Annotated in this window: 12 protein-coding genes; 4 read left to right on the top strand and 8 right to left on the bottom strand. The window is 60.4% G+C overall.

Going from position 1 to position 15877, the window contains the following annotated elements:
* The first annotated feature begins 37 nt into the window (after window positions 1–37).
* Together CKW30_RS24665 and CKW30_RS24660 are read left to right on the top strand one after the other, a co-directional pair.
* A complete protein-coding gene (locus CKW30_RS24665) occupies window positions 38–523 on the top strand; it encodes a glutathione peroxidase (RefSeq protein ID WP_095182198.1) in 486 nt (161 codons plus the stop codon).
* Window positions 520–978, top strand: coding sequence for a MarR family winged helix-turn-helix transcriptional regulator (locus CKW30_RS24660; RefSeq protein ID WP_095182197.1), 459 nt, complete (start codon window positions 520–522; stop codon window positions 976–978). Before CKW30_RS24665 ends, CKW30_RS24660 begins: the two co-directional genes overlap by 4 nt.
* Here CKW30_RS24660 and CKW30_RS24655 read toward each other — a convergent pair.
* A complete protein-coding gene (locus CKW30_RS24655) occupies window positions 962–3283 on the bottom strand; it encodes a response regulator (protein WP_095182196.1) in 2322 nt (773 codons plus the stop codon). The two genes, CKW30_RS24660 and CKW30_RS24655, sit on opposite strands and share 17 nt — an antisense overlap.
* Before the next feature lie 165 nt (window positions 3284–3448).
* On the opposite strand from CKW30_RS24655, the gene CKW30_RS24650 reads away from it, so the two are divergent.
* Window positions 3449–4339: an ATP-binding protein gene (locus CKW30_RS24650; RefSeq protein ID WP_095182195.1), complete on the top strand. Its 891-nt coding sequence runs from the start codon at window positions 3449–3451 to the stop codon at window positions 4337–4339.
* Entirely contained in the window at window positions 4336–4818 is a 483-nt protein-coding gene (locus CKW30_RS24645; RefSeq protein ID WP_016770850.1) for a GAF domain-containing protein, read from the top strand. The genes CKW30_RS24650 and CKW30_RS24645 overlap by 4 nt, the downstream gene beginning before the upstream one ends.
* Here CKW30_RS24645 and CKW30_RS24640 read toward each other — a convergent pair whose 3' ends face one another.
* From CKW30_RS24640 to CKW30_RS24610, 7 genes are all read right to left on the bottom strand, one after another.
* On the bottom strand, window positions 4819–7764 hold the full coding sequence (locus CKW30_RS24640) for an HD domain-containing phosphohydrolase (protein WP_095182194.1): 2946 nt from the start codon (window positions 7762–7764) through the stop codon (window positions 4819–4821).
* A 49-nt stretch (window positions 7765–7813) separates the two neighbouring features.
* Window positions 7814–11458, bottom strand: a complete 3645-nt coding sequence (locus CKW30_RS24635) for a transporter substrate-binding domain-containing protein (protein ID WP_095182193.1) — start codon at window positions 11456–11458, stop codon at window positions 7814–7816.
* An 8-nt stretch (window positions 11459–11466) separates the two neighbouring features.
* Entirely contained in the window at window positions 11467–12093 is a 627-nt protein-coding gene (locus CKW30_RS24630; RefSeq protein ID WP_041478434.1) for a response regulator transcription factor, read from the bottom strand.
* A gap of 380 nt (window positions 12094–12473) precedes the next feature.
* The gene (locus CKW30_RS24625; RefSeq protein WP_016770846.1) at window positions 12474–13802 is read right to left on the bottom strand and encodes a deoxyguanosinetriphosphate triphosphohydrolase; all 1329 of its coding nucleotides are present in this window, start codon (window positions 13800–13802) and stop codon (window positions 12474–12476) included.
* 69 nt (window positions 13803–13871) lie between these two features.
* The gene (locus tag CKW30_RS24620) at window positions 13872–15035 is read right to left on the bottom strand and encodes an EAL domain-containing protein (protein ID WP_095182192.1); all 1164 of its coding nucleotides are present in this window, start codon (window positions 15033–15035) and stop codon (window positions 13872–13874) included.
* A gap of 120 nt (window positions 15036–15155) precedes the next feature.
* The gene (locus tag CKW30_RS24615) at window positions 15156–15494 is read right to left on the bottom strand and encodes a hypothetical protein (protein ID WP_095182191.1); all 339 of its coding nucleotides are present in this window, start codon (window positions 15492–15494) and stop codon (window positions 15156–15158) included.
* On the bottom strand, window positions 15491–15877 hold the full coding sequence (locus tag CKW30_RS24610) for a phage holin family protein (RefSeq protein WP_008079909.1): 387 nt from the start codon (window positions 15875–15877) through the stop codon (window positions 15491–15493). Before CKW30_RS24610 ends, CKW30_RS24615 begins: the two co-directional genes overlap by 4 nt.

Here is a 15877-nt window from a genome sequence, read left to right as displayed (position 1 = left end):
TATGTTTGCGCCTTCCTGACCATTGCGGAGCCGACTCATGAGCGACAACCTGCTGAATATCCCGTGCACCACCATCAAGGGTGAGCAAAAGACCTTGGCCGATTTCGCCGGCAAAGCAGTGCTGGTGGTCAATACCGCGAGCAAGTGTGGCTTCACTCCGCAATACAAAGGTCTCGAAGAACTCTGGCAGACCTACAAGGACCAGGGGCTGGTGGTATTGGGTTTCCCCTGCAACCAGTTCGGCAAACAGGAGCCGGGCAATGACGGCGCCATCAGTGAATTCTGCGAACTGAATTTCGGCGTCAGCTTCCCGCTGTTCAAGAAGATCGACGTCAACGGCGCCGATGCTCACCCGCTGTTCGTGCAGTTGAAGAAGCGCGCCCCGGGCCTGCTCGGCTCGCAGGGCATCAAGTGGAATTTCACCAAGTTCCTGATCGGCAAGGACGGCCAGATGGTCAAGCGTTTCGCCCCGACGACCAAACCGCAGGACCTGAGCGGCGAGATCGAAGCTCTGCTGAAATGAGCCTGGCGGTTGATTCGCTGAAGCTCGACAGCCAGTTGTGCTTCAAGCTGTACGCGGCCTCGCGGGCGGTGATTCGCGCCTACAAGCCGATGCTCGATCAGTTGGGCCTGACCTACCCGCAGTACCTGGCGATGCTGGTGCTGTGGGAATGGCAGGATGCTGCGCCGGAGCAACCGACGGTCAAGGCCTTGGGCGAACGCTTGGCCCTGGACTCGGGGACGTTGACGCCTTTGCTCAAACGTCTGGAGCAGAGTGATCTGGTCCAGCGTCGGCGCTCGGCGCGGGATGAACGCGAGATGCACCTGAGCCTGACGCCTGCCGGAACAGCACTGCGCGAGCAGGTCGGGCCACTCAAGGCGCGCCTGTTGTGCGACAGTGGCGTAGATCTCGACCGGCTCAATGATTTGCGCGCCGGCCTCGATCATTTGCTCGGGCAGATCAAAGGGCTTTCGTAGTCGGCATCCACTGATCAAGCAGCGCGGCGAGTTCTTCGCGGCGAAACGGTTTGGCCAGATAGTCGCTCATGCCGGCCGCGCGGCAACGTTCGCGTTCCTCGGACATGGCATTGGCGGTCAGCGCGACAATCGGCAGATTCGGCCAGCGCCCGCTCTGGCGAATCTGCCGACTGGCTTCATAGCCATCCATCACCGGCATGTTGCAGTCCATCAGCACCAGATCGAAATCGGCAAACTCCAGCTGATCCAGCGCCTCGGCACCATGGCCCGCCACCACTACATCGCAGCCAAGCTTGCCGAGCATGCCTTTGGCGACCAGTTGATTGACCGGGTTGTCCTCGACCAGCAGCACCTTGCCCCGGCGCGCGGACGGCAAGGCATCTGCTTGTGCTTCGTTGAGGGTGGTGGCGTCCGGTTGCAGAATCCGTCGCAGATGCTGGTACAGCGCGTTGCGCGCCAGCGGCCGGGCTTGCTGCTGCAAGGGCGCGAGGGCGGCGGCTTCTTCGCTGGGCAGAAAACTGCCATAAGCAGTCACCAGCAGGATCGGCGCGGTGATGCTCGGGCGCAGACCGAACAGGCATTCCGGACAATCGGTGATCAGCACATCCGGATTCAGGCCCAGCAGCGAATCATCAATAGTGCGCTGCGTGTATTCCAGGCCCCACACCGGCAACAGGCTTTTCAGCAATTCCGCCAGACCACTGCTGGCAGCGGTGATGGCGAGAACCTTGCCGCGTAACGGTATCGGCGGCAGCGCGCGGGTGTGAGAGGGCAGTGGCAGCTCGGCGCAGAACTGGCTGCCGAAGCCGCTTTCGGAGCTGATGGTCAGCCGACCCTGCATCGCTTCGCACAGGTTATACGTCAGCGCCAGTCCCAGCCCGGTGCCGCCGTACTGACGGGTGATACCGGCGCCGGCCTGGGTGAACGGCTGGAAGATTTTCACCTGCGCTTCCTGGGCGATGCCTATGCCGGTGTCGCAGACTTCGATGCGCACGCCACCCTTGTACGCCGACAGACGCACATCGACCCGACCGAAGCGGGTGAATTTCAGCGCGTTGGACAGCAGGTTGCTGACGATCTGCCGCACCCGGGTCGGGTCGCCCAGCACCAGCGCCGGGAAGTGCGGCTCGATCAGACAGGTCAGCTCGACGCTTGGCGCGGCGTTCTGCGAGAGCAGGTTGGCGGTGTCTTCGATCAGCGAACCGAGGTCGAAGGGGATGTTTTCCAGCTCCAGTTGCCCGGCGTCGAATTTCGACAGGTCGAGAATATCGTTGAGCAGTTCCACCAGCACCTTGCCCGAGTCGTGGGCGATCGACAGTTGTTGCTGCTGCTCGGCGTTGAGCGGGCCGTCCAGCGACAGCGCGATCATCCCCAGCAGACCGTTGAGTGGTGTACGGATTTCATGGCTCATGTTGGCCAGAAACGCCGAACGCGCTTCGGCCATGTCCAGTGCAGTACGGCGTGCCACTTCCAGTTCTTCGTTGGACTGGCTGAGGCGGGCGTTGATTGCCTTGAGTTCGGCGGTGCGCGCCGAGACGATGTCTTCCAGTTGCGCGAGGTATTCGGTCAGGCGATTTTCCGCGGTGCGCCGTTGCTGGATTTCGGTGGCGATGTTTTCGAACTGCTGATTGGCGACCTTGACCAGCACGCCGATTTCATCGTTGCCGTGGCCGGCCGGGCACTCGAGCGTGGTCGGCTCGGCGCTGCGGGGGTCGCGGCCGCTGAGTTCACGGATGACCCGCACCAACGGCTTGGTCAGCATCACGTAGAACAGCGCCAGGAGGATTCCGGTCAGCAGCAGGCTGCGGGCAAAACCGTTGAGCAGGGTGACTTCCGCGCGGCGCAGGAAGCGGCTGCCGAAGGCATAAGTGTCGACTTCAAGCTTGAGGACGCCGAGGGATTCGTTGGGCAAGTGGTCGAGGTACAGACGATCTTCGAAATGACGCTTGGCGCCGAACAGGAAGTCGCTGATCAGCCGATAGCTGCTCTGCAGTTCCGGGCGTTTGACGCTGGCCAGCACGGTCTCGTTGTTGTCGATCAGTTGCGCGGCGATGATCGCCGGCGAGCGCAGCAGGCCGAGGGTGAGCTCCTGCGCGAGCTCGGCGTCGATGTTATAGGCGATGCGCGAGGCCGGATTGTGGCTGATTTCCAGCAGCGCGAGGATTTCACGGTTGATGGAAGCGTCTTCGCTGGCATAATCGATGCCGATCTGCAGCAGACTGAGCAGGGTGCCCAGAATGAACCCGACCAGCACGGTAAGCCTGGCTTGCTTGTAAGACAGCCGGTGGGTGAATTTGATATCCATGGGTTGTTGAACCACTTCCGTTTCCCTTCGCTGCTCAAGCATAGTCGATCATGCAGGGATACCGAGGTTCCCGAATCGCCTTGTAACAAGGCTTGCTGAGGCGATTTTATCTGTGTGTCGTCGCTGGATCGTCATCATCACTGTGAAAGTGCCCGAGGAGAAGACGTGGATTCCCGATTGAATGCTTTTCTTGAACGCGCCGAGTCGGTTCTGGCGCGAATCGAACCACTGTTGCCGGCACCGCGCCCCGTCATTGACTGGAACACATGCCTGGCAGCGCGCTGGCAGCGTGACGGTCGCAGCGGTTACCTGTTGCCGCTGGAAGTCAGCCTCGACATGCGTCTGTCCGACCTGATCGGCGTCGACCGGCAGTTGGAGCAGCTGGGGCGCAACACACAACAATTTCTTGATGGCATGCCGGCCAACCACGCCTTGCTCTGGGGTTCACGCGGTACCGGCAAGTCTTCGCTGGTGCGTGCGTTGCTGGCCGAGCACGCCGGTGCCGGCCTGCGTCTGATCGAGATCGAACGCGATCACCTGGCTGACCTGCCACGCGTGGTCGAGCAAGTCGCCAAATTGCCGCAACGATTCGTGCTGTTCTGCGATGACCTGTCGTTCGAATCCGGCGAAGGCGACTACCGCGTGCTGAAAAGCGTGCTCGACGGTTCGCTCGAGCAGGCCCCCGACAATGTCTTGTTGTACGCCACTTCCAACCGCCGCCACCTGGTGCCGGAAAAGGAAAGCGACAACGAAAACTGGAAGCGCGTCGACGGCGAACTGCACCCGAGCGAAGCGGTGGAAGACAAGATCGCCCTGTCCGACCGTTTCGGCCTGTGGCTGTCGTTCTACCCGTTTACCCAAGAACATTTTCTCGACGTCGTCGAGCACTGGATCGGCCAGTTGGCCGCCAAGGCCGGCCTGAGCTGGCAGCGCGACGAAGCACTGGACATCCTCGCCGTGCGCTGGGCCACCGGCCGCGGTAATCGCAACGGACGTTGCGCGTATCAATTCGCCCGCTACTGGGTGGGACTGAAATTGCTGGAGCACAAGGCATGATTGATTTGCAACAAAGCGGCCAGGGCCTCGAAGGCTACGGTATGTTGGCCGCACAACTGGAATCGCTACTGGCGGACGAACGCGACTTCATCGCCAATGCCGCGCAGTTTTCCGCGTTCCTGTTCAACCAGCTCGATGATTTGAACTGGGCCGGTTTCTACCTCAATCGTAACGAAGAGCTGGTGCTCGGCCCGTTTCAGGGCCAGATCGCTTGCGTGCGCATCCCGTTCGGGCGCGGTGTTTGCGGCGCCGCTGCTGCCAGCCTGCAAACCCAGCGCGTCGAGGATGTACATGCCTTCCCGGGCCACATTGCCTGCGACAGCGCTTCCAACAGCGAACTGGTAGTGCCCTTGGTCAAGGACGGTCGCCTGATCGGCGTGCTCGACCTCGACAGCCCGAAGCTGGCGCGTTTCGGCGCCGAAGATCAGGCCGGCATCGAGCAACTGGCGGCGATTTTCCTGCGCCTGACCGACTGCTGATCAACCGCTGAGGCCAGCCTTGTGCATCAGGCTGGCCGTGTCCACGCTGTCGATTTGCGCGGGATCGAGAAACCGCGTCGCGTACTGCATGTACACACCCTCATTGATGAACAGGCCGAACAACGGCGCATCGATGTGCGCTTCACGGCACATGGTCGCCATGATCCCCAGCGCTTCGCTCAGCGACTTGGCTTTCTTGTAAGGGCGATCGGCGGCGGTCAGCGCTTCGAAAATATCGGCAATCGCCATCATCCTCGCCGGCAGGCTCATTTCCTCGCGCTTCAGCCGTTTCGGATACCCGGTGCCGTCCATTTTTTCATGATGGCCGCCGGCGATCTCGGCAATGCTGTCCAGGTGACCGGGGAAGGGCAGGTGGCTGAGCATCATGATCGTCTGCACCATGTGATGGTTGATGATGTAGCGCTCTTCGCGGGTCAGCGTGCCGCGGCCGATCTTCAGGTTGTACAACTCGCCGCGATTGTACTTGTACGCGGGCACATCGAGTTTGAAGCCCCAGGGGTTGTCCTCGGGGATCAGTTCGCTCTTGTCGCGTTCGATCAGATGCTCGGGTTTGTCGGCCAGCAGACTTTCACTGACGGGCAGCAGCGGCGCAGGGGTTTTCGCTTGGCGGCGGTTTTCTTCCCAGGACACACCGACGCGATCATCAAGTGTGCGCAGCCATCTGCGTTGCGCCACTCGCTCGAGGCGTTGCAGATCAGCCTCGGCCATGGCCTCGCCACCGAGATTGCAGCGGGCGACAAAGGCAAAGTCGTCATCGAGCATCAGCAACTCACTATCACGGGCGCGGGCCAGCGCCGCTTCGTCTGCACCGCTTGCCACCGTCTGCCAGTAGTTGATCCACACGTCACGCTTGAGTACCTCGAAGCGAGTGCGGATTTCGTGGATGCGGTCGTTGATGGTCTCGAGCTTGGTGGCTTTGTCGACCACGTATTCCGGCGTCGTGACCTTGCCGCAATCGTGCAGCCACGCGGCGATGTGCAACGCCTCCCATTCATCCTCGCTCGGTTGGTAGCCGGTGAACGCCGGGTCCTGGCTTGCCGCAGCAGCCTGGGCGAGCATCAACGTCAGCTCCGGCACCCGCTGGCAATGGCCGCCGGTGTAGGGGCTCTTGGCGTCGATCGCGCTGGCCAGCAGTTGGATGAAGGCGTCGAGCAGTTGTTTTTGCCGCGCTTGCAGACGCTGACTTTCGATGCTCACCGCCGCCGCGCCGGACACCGCCTGCAAGAAGGCAATTCGGTCAGGCCGCAGCTTTTCCAGATCACTCGGCTCACCACTGTCATTGACCAGCAGAATCAGCAGGCCGATGGTTTCATCGTGCTGGTTGTGCAGGCGGATGCCGATCAGGTGAATGCGCGGTGATTCCATGACGAGGAGGATTTTCTGCAAGTCGCCGGCCTGATCGAAGCCCAGATGGCTGACGGTATTGTTGGCGCTGGCCAGTTGCTCGAACCACGCCGGGCCGGTGTTCTTATGCAGCTCGCGTCCCTCAATGTCGAACGCCTCCAGCTTCTGCGGCACGCCATCGATGACCAATCCATAAGGCTCCATGCGCGCGCCGTCAGCTTCGCGCAGGTAGATCAGACCGGCCTGTGCCTGAGCGATCTGCACGGTTTCGAACAGCACGCGTTCGAGCAGCGGGGCAAACCGGGTTTCGGCGCACAGGCTGTCGGTGATGCGGAAGAAACTGCCCAGGGTTTCTTTCATCCGCGCCATCGACAGGCTTAATTGATCGACTTCCAGTACGGGCGAGCGGCGCGCCAGCGGAGAGCTGAAGTCGAAGCTGCGGATCGCGTCGGCTTCCTTGACCAGGGCATGCAGCGGCTTGACCAGAATCCGCGAAATCACCCAGCCTAATGGCAGGCACAGCAACAGGATGGCGAGGGTGATCAGCGCGCCTTGCCAGCGCATGCGGAACGCATCCACCAGTAATTCGTCTTCCGGCACCAGCAGCGCCAGTTGCAGGCCTTTCGGCCCGCCTTCCTCGATGCTGGTGCGCGCGACGATCCATTGCCGGTCGTTTACTTGCAGACGCTTGCCGATATTGTCGGAGCTGAGCAGCACGTTCAGCTCAGGGCTGAGATCGGCCGCTCTGGCCAGCCGCGCAGTGCGGTCATCGACGATCAGGCGATGGCTGTCGGGGTAAGCCACGGCGTTGCCGTCGGTGTCGTACAGCGCGATCTCTGTCGAAGGCGTGACCTGGTGCTTGCCCAGGGCGGTCGACAGCGAAGCGAGGGTCAGGTCGGCGCCGATCACCGCGTTCTCGCCGCTGCGCCGGGCCAGCGTGGTGCCGACATTGTGGGTCGAGAAAAATACATAGGGCTCGGTGGTGATTTGCCCGGCCTGTTGCAGGGCGTCGCTGAACCAGGTCCGGCTGCGCGGATCGTACGGCTCTTGGGGATGCTCGCGGCGGTTGATCGGTGTCAGGGCCTGATCAAAGAACAATGATTGCGAGCGTACGGCGCCTTGTGGAGCATGCTCGATGCTCCAGACTTGATAGGCCGCCGCTTCCGGCGCCTGAAGCTGCGCCTTCAGAGCCGGAGTACGCAGCGCGCGCACCATGAAGAAATCGCCATTGGCGTAACCCAGATACAGCGACGCCAGCGCCGGGTTGTCGGTGAGCGACTGGCTGAAGGGTTTGAGCAAGGGCAGGCGTTGTTCCAGATCACTAGCCTGGGCTGCCGGGGTATCCGCCAGCAGGCTCAACAGGTTGCGGATCGGCTGATAGGTTGCCTGCAGATCGAGGCGTACATCCTGCTCGATGCGGTCAAACAGCTTTTCGCTGCTCGACAGGATGATCTGCGTGGTCTGGTGGTAATTGAACAGGCCCAGCACCACGCCGGTGAGCAATAAAAGAAAGGTGAACATGACGCTGATGTGCACGTGCAGCGGCAACCGGCGTTGCTCGGGGCGCAGTGGGCTGTGCATTGCAGGCTCTCCATGAATGTTTAACTCACTGCTCAGCGTCCAAGCATAGTTAAGACTCGCTCACTGTGCCTTGATCGGCCAGGGTCAATTGCTGTTGCAGGGCCTGCGCCAGTTCGAGCATCGCTTGGCTGGTTGCCGCCCAGCGACGGGCAATCTCCTGTGACGCGAGCGCTTGCTGGCAGGCGTCCTCGAGCTCATCGCAACATTCGATCAACCGCGAGGCCTGCGCGATGCGTGCTGCGCCCTTGATCTTGTGCGCAACCACTGCCAGCGCTTCGCGATCATCCTCGGGCGACAGCCTCAGCAGTTCTTCGCGGTCGAGACGGCTGCTCTTGAGCAGTTCCACCAGCATGCGCCGGGTTTGCCCGGGGTTGTTGCCGGTCAGCAGGCTCAGACTTTGCAGGTCGAAGACCGAGGCCGGTGATGCCGGCGTGATGCCGTCGATCCATTGTCCGAGCAAGGTCAGACTCAACGGTTTGAACAGGCAGTCGTCCATGCCGGCGAGCTTGCAGCGCTGGACTTCTTCGGGCTGGGCATTGGCGGTGAAACCCAGCACGGTGCACGGCGGGCGGTGGTTTTGCAGTTCAAGCTGGCGAATCCCACGGGTCATGTCATAGCCGTTCATCAAGGGCATGTTGCAGTCGACGATCACCAGATCGAAATGATCGGCCTTCCACCGCTCGAGGCCGCTGCAGCCATCTTCGGCAATGCTGAAGCGATGACCGAGAAACTCCAGTTGCTGACACATGAGCAAACGGTTGGCCGGATGGTCGTCGACAACCAGAACATGTAACGGCGTTGTCGCAGGCTTGATCAACGGTTCGCTTTTCGGCGGATTCGCCTTCGCCGGCAGGCTGTCCAGCGGCAGCGATATGCAAACCTGAGTGCCGATGCCGGGCTGGCTGCTCAACTGCAGTTGTCCGCCCATCATTTCGCACAGGTTGCGACTGATGACCAGCCCGAGTCCGGCGCCGTTTTTTGCCTGCCTACTGCCGTTATCCGCCTGCGAGAAAGGTTCGAACAAGCGCTGTTGATCTTCGGCGCTGATGCCTGAGCCGCTGTCCTGCACGGTCAGCTGCATCAATGTTCGCCCAGCAGCGTCTGCCGGGATCAGGTCGAGGGTGATCCGCACGTGGCCGCTTTCGGTGAACTTGATGGCATTGCTGACCAGGTTGGACAGCACTTGCTTGAAGCGCAGCGGATCCAGGTGCACATCCACAGCCGGGTTCGGCGGGTTGAAGACGACTTGCAAGGCAAGGTTTTTCTGCCGCGCTAGGCCGTCGAAGATGCGCGCAACGGAGGTCACCGTGTCGACCAGATTGATCCAGTCCGGGGACAGGCTCAGGCGCCCGGATTCGATACGGGCAATGTCGAGAATATCGCCGATCAGCCCGAGCAGATCCTTGGCCGAATGGTAGGCCGTGTCGATCGAAGCGCGATCGGGGTGTTGCGGATCGATGCGTCGCAGGGTCAGTTCGAGCATGCCGATCACGGCGTTCATCGGTGTACGGATCTCGTGGCTCATGGTTGCCAGGAAGGTACTTTTGGCCCGGTTCGCCTCGTCTGCCTGTTCTTTGGCCGCACGCAGTTTTTCAAACAATTGGCGGCGTTCACTGATATCGATCCAGCCGCCAATGATGCCCTGAACGGCACCGCTGGAGTCGCGGTAGGGAAGTATCCAGTGGTAAATCGTCAGGCGGCGGCTGCCGATGTGCAGAGGCCGGTCGAGTATCAAGGGAATGCCTTCGGCAATGACTCTCTGGTAATCGGCCTGGAACGCCTCGGCCTCGAACGCATTGCTCAGAGTGCCTTGCACGACGCCTTTGCCGATGATGTCCTCGCGTCTGGCGTTGAACGCTTCGAGATAACTGTCGTTGCAACTTTGCAGCAGACCCTGGCGATCTCGCACGTAGATCGGGTGTGGTGTGCCGTTGACCAGCGAGCGCATGAACTCCAGTTGATCGTTCAGCGCGCGTTCGGCGGCCTGACGTTGCTTGATCTGGTGGCGCATGTAGGCGTTCCAGGTCAGTAACAGCAGCAGGATCAGGCCGGCGGCCGCGACTACTTGATAGAACAGGCGCTGATAGTTTTGCCAGATGTTCTGGGAGGCGGTGGAGTAACCGCGCCAGCGACCGTTGATCACGCCGAGCTCCTCGGGAGCGATGCTCAGCAGCGCCTTGTTGATGATCGAGGCCAGTTCGGTGTTGTCACGGGCGGTCGCCAGCGAGAAGGCTGCCTGACTGGTACCGATCGTGGTGGTGATTTGCAGTGGCCGATCGAATATGCGCGATGAGATGAAATAGTTGGCGATTACCAGCGAGTTCACCGCGCCGTCGACGTGATTGTCGGCCAGCATCGACACGGCGCTGAAGGTGTCGGGGGTTTCGATCAGTTCGATGCCCGGAAAATTCTCATGCAAGTAGGCGACCAGCGGATTGCCTTGGGCGATCGCCAGACGCTTGCCTTTGAGTTGGGCCAGGTTGGTCGGGCTGTCGGCGCTTTTGCGGGTCAGCAGCACGTAGGAATTTTCCAGATAGGGACGACTGAAACTCAGGTTTTTTTCACGTTCGGCGCTGGGCAGCAGGGCGGCAATCAGATCGGCTTTGTGATTGTCGATCTGCCTGATCATTTCCGCATCGTTACGGCTGCGCTGAATCTCGAAACGCAGGCCGGTACGCAAGCGGATCAGCTCGAGCAGGTCGGCACTGATGCCGCGGAAATTGCCGGCGCTGTCGAAGAAGGTCAACGGTGCGTACGCCTCATTGACCACTACGCTGACGACGGGATGCTGCTTGAGCCAGTTCTCCTCACGATCCGTCAGCTGGAGTTTACTGTCGGTGAGCAGCAGGTCGCTGCCGGCGCTCCAGCGTTTGGCGATGTCATCGCGCTGGCTGCGCGGGATCGCTGCGAGCACTGTGTCGATGATGCCCAGCAACTGCGGATTGCTGCGCCGCACGGCGAAGCTGAAGCCATGGGCTTCCTGCTTGCCGAAGTTGGCCATGCGAACGTTGTTGAGATAGCCCTTGTTGATCATGTAATGGGTGGAGAGGGTGTCGCCGAGAAACACATCGGCCTGGTCGAAGGCCACCGCGTTGATTGCGTTCTGATAGGACGGATAGCAGGTGATCAGCGCTTTGGGATACAGCGCCTTGATCTCCGGCAGCGGCAAATAGTGATACACCATGCTCAGGCGCAGGCCGGCGAGGCCTTCGGTTAGCGAGCGGGTTTCATCTTCGCGGGTCACCAGTACCGGCTGATCGACCGCGTAAGGTGTGGAGAGCGCGAGGTTGGCATTGCCTGCTTCGTAGCCGTTGGCTGTGCCAAGCACGTCGATCTGGCCATCGATCAAGGCGCGAATTGCAGCCTCGCGCGAGGGAAAGCGTTGCACGCGAATCGGCAAACCGGTGGCCTGACCGAGAATCCCTGCGTAATCGGCGGTCAGTCCCTCGTAGTCCTGGCCACTGACGGTCATGTCGAATGGCGGGTAATCAGGTGCGGAGGTACCCAGTTTCAGTTCGCTGCGAGTCTGTAGCCATTGCCGTTGTGACGGTTGCAGGACAGTTTGAACGGCCTCGGTGGCCGAGCGGCTGAGCAATGCATAGTCCGGTGAAGCGCTTGGCGCGGCGAGGGCATTGGCGCTCAGGTACAGAACAGCGCTCAAGGCAATCAGGTAGTCCTTTACACGGCTGGGCATGCGGAGTCTCACACGAGTGCGTTACGTTTGGCCATTTCGATAAGTTCTACAAGGGATCTGGCTTTGAGTTTTTGCATCAGACGCTTTTTATAAGTGCTGACGGTCTTGTTGCTCAGAAACATGCCCTTGGCTATTTCCTTGTTGGTGCGTCCTTGTGCAAATAACTGCAATACCATCAGCTCGCGGTCATTAACGGATTTGAATAGTTCAAGTTCTGCATATCGAGTGTCATCGCTGCGCACCGGATTAAGTGCCTGACTGGGGAAGTAGTTGTATCCGGAAAGTACCGCTTTGATTGCGCTGACCAATTCGCTCAAGTCTTCCTGCTTGCAGACATATCCCGATGCACCGGATTGCATGCAGCGGATACCGAACAGCGTAGGACACTGCGCCGTCAGAATCAGAATCTTGAAATTGGAACCCATGGTGTTGAAGCGGGCCAGCACTTCGAGGCCGTCCAGCTTGGGGATGCTGATATCGAGAATGACCAGGTCGGGCATGCATTCACGGACCATCTGCATGGCATCGACACCGTTATCGGTCTCACCGACGACCTTGTAGCCTTCATGTTCCAGGAGCATTCGCACGGCGAGGCGGATGACCGGATGATCGTCCACAATAAAAACGGAGTTCATAAATAGAGTCCCATGCAAGCATGAATAAAGCGCGCACCTTAGCTCAGATGCATGAGCACTCGCATGGACTGGTAGTGTCGCGACTACGTTATCGGATTAATCCTACGCGTAATGAAGAAATGGACTACGTTGAAATTAGGATTGGCGTAAGGAAGCACGAGCGTTCAATTCGCCGAAGATGGAAATTATCCGAGAGCCAATATCGATCTCCAATTATTTACTGGTGTTTAAAGTTGTGTTTAACAAGTGCGGTTCGTTTTGTTTGGTTGCCTGGGTCAGCGCGATCCAGTCTTACCAGTTTAAAGAACGCGTATAACGTTCGTGGCGATAACTCACCGGGCATCAGCCGGCCAGACCAATGGCCGGCTGATGGGGGACGATCAATGACTTGAGCGGCCGGTCATTTCCAGTGCCATGTCACTGGCGTAACTGTCGGTCATGCCGGCGATGAAATCGATCATGCGCAGAAACGAACTGTGCAGCGAACCTTGAGGGTCCGGCGCATTGTTGCCGAGCAAATCGAGAATACGCCGGCTCTTGAACGACGGCGTGCGGCCGTTGTGCTGCTCCAGCGCGGCACCGCAGAACGAATTGAGCAGAATCTCCAGCGTGGTATACGCGCCGATCTCATGCAGCGTCTTGCGCTTGTCCTGGAAGATCTTCTTGCGCGCGATGTCCTTGGCGTTCAACACGCAGCGCTTTGCCGGCCCGTGCATGTGTTCGACCAGATCGCCGTGCAGTGTGCCGGCGAGCAGGGCATCCTGCTGTTCGACAAATGCCCGCGCCGCCGCGTTGGTCAGGTGCTCGATGGCCTTGCCGCGCAGGATCGCCAGTTTACGCCGCCGGGAATCCTGCGGGCCGAGCTGGCGATAGGTTTCCGGCAAATCGTCGCCGACCAGACCGAGCAGCAGTGACTCGACTTCGGCGTATTCGAGCAGCTCCATTTCCAGACCGTCTTCGAGATCGATCAGCGCATAGCAGATGTCATCGGCGGCTTCCATCAGGTAGACCAGTGGATGGCGTGCCCAGCGCTGGTCTTCGATTTGCGGCAGACCGAGTTTGTGCGCGATCTGTTCGAGCAACGGCAATTCGCTCTGATAGCAGCCGAATTTGTGTTTCTTGTAGCCGAGGGAGTCGGCGTGGCGCGCGGTCCACGGGTACTTCAGATAGGTGCCCAGCGTCGCGTAAGTCAGGCGCGTGCCGCCATCGAACTGGTGATATTCAAGCTGCGTCAGCACGCGAAAGCCTTGAGCATTGCCTTCGAAATTGAGGAAATCACCACGCTCGGCTTCGCTCATGCCATCGAGCCAGCCGCGCCCGGCGGCTTGTTGAAACCAGTGGCGAATCGCGTCTTCGCCGGAATGGCCGAATGGCGGATTGCCGATGTCATGGGCCAGGCAGGCCGACTGCACGACCATGCCGAGGTCGGCCGGGTCGCACCAGTCTGGCAGCGCGCTGCGCAAGGTTTCACCGACACGCATGCCCAGCGAACGGCCGACGCAGCTGACTTCCAGCGAGTGGGTCAGGCGGGTATGAATGTGATCGTTGCTGGTGACCGGGTGCACTTGGGTCTTGCGCCCGAGGCGGCGAAAGGCACCGGAGAAAATGATGCGGTCATGGTCTTTGTGAAAAGGGCTGCGGCCGAGTTCTTGGGGGCTGTGCAGCGGCTTGCCGAGGCGTTCGCGGTTGAGCAGGGTTGGCCAATCCAAGGCTGAATCTCTCCGTCTGGTGACTGATCGCCCTAGCTTCCCGGTTCGGCTGCGCGCCTGCAAGCGGAACTACAGGCCTGCTGCGTCGATATCGATCAACAGCAAGCGTTCACCGTTATCGAAAAACTGCCCCGCAGTCAGGCAATACTGGTTGCTGGTGGCATCGCGATAGGTGTTCGACAGGGTCAGGCGGCGTTCTTCCCAGCCTTCGGCCAGCAGATGATAGAAATACGGTCGCCACGACCAGTTGTGCCCCAGATAGCGGTCATCGGCAAACCAGCCGTCATGGCGCCATTCGAGGTTGGGAGTCAGTTGCGTGCCGTGGCGGTCGCACTGATAAAAGCGCAGCAGCCAGGGAAACGCCTGCAATTGCGGCAACGCACTGAGCGGGGCGCGGGCCTGCGCCCATTGCTGCAGAATCGCCATCAGTTCGCTGAGCTGCTGACGCATTTGCATCAGCCGCCCGCGCTCGCTGAGTTTCTGCTTCACGTAGCGTTGCCGCAATTGCGCGAAATGCGCGACGAAGGCATCGGTAGCGAAGAATTCTTCTTGTGCTCGGGCGAAGAGAAATCCCTGCACATAGCGCGAGCCGCACTCCAGCGCGAAATTCAGCTGCGCTTCGGTTTCGACGCCTTCGGCGATGATCCAGCAGCCGGTTTTCTCGGCCATCTGGGCGAGAGCCTTGACCACATCGCTGCTCGGTCCGCCGAGGGCTGCAGCCTGAAACAGGCGCATATCGAGCTTGAGAATGTCCGGTTGCAGGGCCAGCACCCGATCCAGCTGCGAATAGCCTGCGCCGAAATCATCAATGGCGATTCTCGCCCCTGCGTCACGGTAGCGCTCGACCACGTGGGCCAGGCGTTCGCTGTTACCACCCAGTTCGGTGATTTCAAATACGATGCGCTGCGGATCAACCTCGTGTCGCGCCAGTTGTTTGAGACTTGGCAGCGCTTGATCGGCGCGTAGCCGGCTGATCCAGCGTGGCGACATGTTCAGACTGAGAAACCACTCGGCCGGCGCTTCATGCAGGCGGCTGAGGGCGTGGTCACGGATCTGCCGATCGAGACGGCGCAAGGCAGTGGCCGGCGTGCGCGGATCGGCGAACAACGGTCCGACCGAGGTCAGTTGACCATCGCTCTGACGCAGGCGACCCAATGCTTCGACGCCTGCAATGCGGCCGGTGGCGGTATCGATGAAAGGCTGAAAACAGGCGAGCGGTTGCCCGTCGATCACGGCAAGTCCTTAATCTTGTTTTTGGTTTGGCCGCGCCTGCCGGATAGGCACGCGGGATGGAATCTCCCGATAAGGAGATTCATCCCGGCGCTATTGCAAGAATGTAGCCAGATGGGCGCTTCAGCGTTTGCCCGAGCTGTGCATGACCAGTCTGATCAGCGGCCCAAGCGTCGTACCCAGACGCAGCAGTCGCGTCAAACCGCCACCACCGCTGCGTTTCGAGCCTTTACCGGTGAGGAAGCCCAGCAGCGTCACCGCTGCCACGCCCAACAACGGCGCATGCTTGATGCCGAAACCGTCCTGCACGTTCTGCTTCATGCCACGCATGCGCTGCAACGGTTGCAGCACTTGCGCGGTTTCGTGGCGGATTTCCTGACGGTGCATTTCCATGCGCAGACGGATCAGCGCCTTGCGCATTTCCCGGCGCGAGCTGTTGTGCGGAAGTTCAGGCAGGCTCATGGCAGCAGGCGCTCCCGGTCGTTGGCCAGCTCTTCGAGCGTGCCGTGGAAAGGCGAGGACTCATCGAAAATCGCCGCTTTGAGGCGCAGACCGCAGAAGATCGACGCCAGCGTGTAAAACACGCACAGGCCGATGATCGCCGCCAGGCGGTAGGTGTCCCAGAAGATGATCATCACCAGCGTCGACAGACCTACCAGCAACAGCAGGGCAAAAACCAGCGCCAGGCCGGCGAACAGTAGCAGGCTGACAGTGCGTGATTTCTGCTCCTGCAGTTCGATGCCGAACAGTTCGACATGACTGTGCAGCAGGCCCAGAACGGCAGCGCCGAGGCGACGCGTGGAGGAGGCGGTGCCCGCAGTCGGGCCGGATTCACCGATCGACAT

It is taken from the genome of Pseudomonas sp. Irchel 3F6, assembly GCF_900187595.1.
Classification (GTDB): Bacteria; Pseudomonadota; Gammaproteobacteria; order Pseudomonadales; family Pseudomonadaceae; genus Aquipseudomonas; species Aquipseudomonas siliginis.
Note: the sequence above shows the minus strand (reverse complement) of the source record. Positions and strands in the feature narration are given on the sequence as shown.

Coding starts and splice junctions, on each gene's coding strand:
- CKW30_RS24665 (WP_095182198.1), top strand. CDS start 38: ATGAGCGACAACCTGCTGAATATCCCGTGCACCACCATCAAGGGTGAG.
- CKW30_RS24660 (WP_095182197.1), top strand. CDS start 520: ATGAGCCTGGCGGTTGATTCGCTGAAGCTCGACAGCCAGTTGTGCTTC.
- CKW30_RS24655 (WP_095182196.1), bottom strand. CDS start 3,283: ATGGATATCAAATTCACCCACCGGCTGTCTTACAAGCAAGCCAGGCTT.
- CKW30_RS24645 (WP_016770850.1), top strand. CDS start 4,336: ATGATTGATTTGCAACAAAGCGGCCAGGGCCTCGAAGGCTACGGTATG.
- CKW30_RS24640 (WP_095182194.1), bottom strand. CDS start 7,764: ATGCACAGCCCACTGCGCCCCGAGCAACGCCGGTTGCCGCTGCACGTG.
- CKW30_RS24635 (WP_095182193.1), bottom strand. CDS start 11,458: ATGCCCAGCCGTGTAAAGGACTACCTGATTGCCTTGAGCGCTGTTCTG.
- CKW30_RS24630 (WP_041478434.1), bottom strand. CDS start 12,093: ATGAACTCCGTTTTTATTGTGGACGATCATCCGGTCATCCGCCTCGCC.
- CKW30_RS24615 (WP_095182191.1), bottom strand. CDS start 15,494: ATGAGCCTGCCTGAACTTCCGCACAACAGCTCGCGCCGGGAAATGCGC.
- CKW30_RS24610 (WP_008079909.1), bottom strand. CDS start 15,877: ATGTCGATCGGTGAATCCGGCCCGACTGCGGGCACCGCCTCCTCCACG.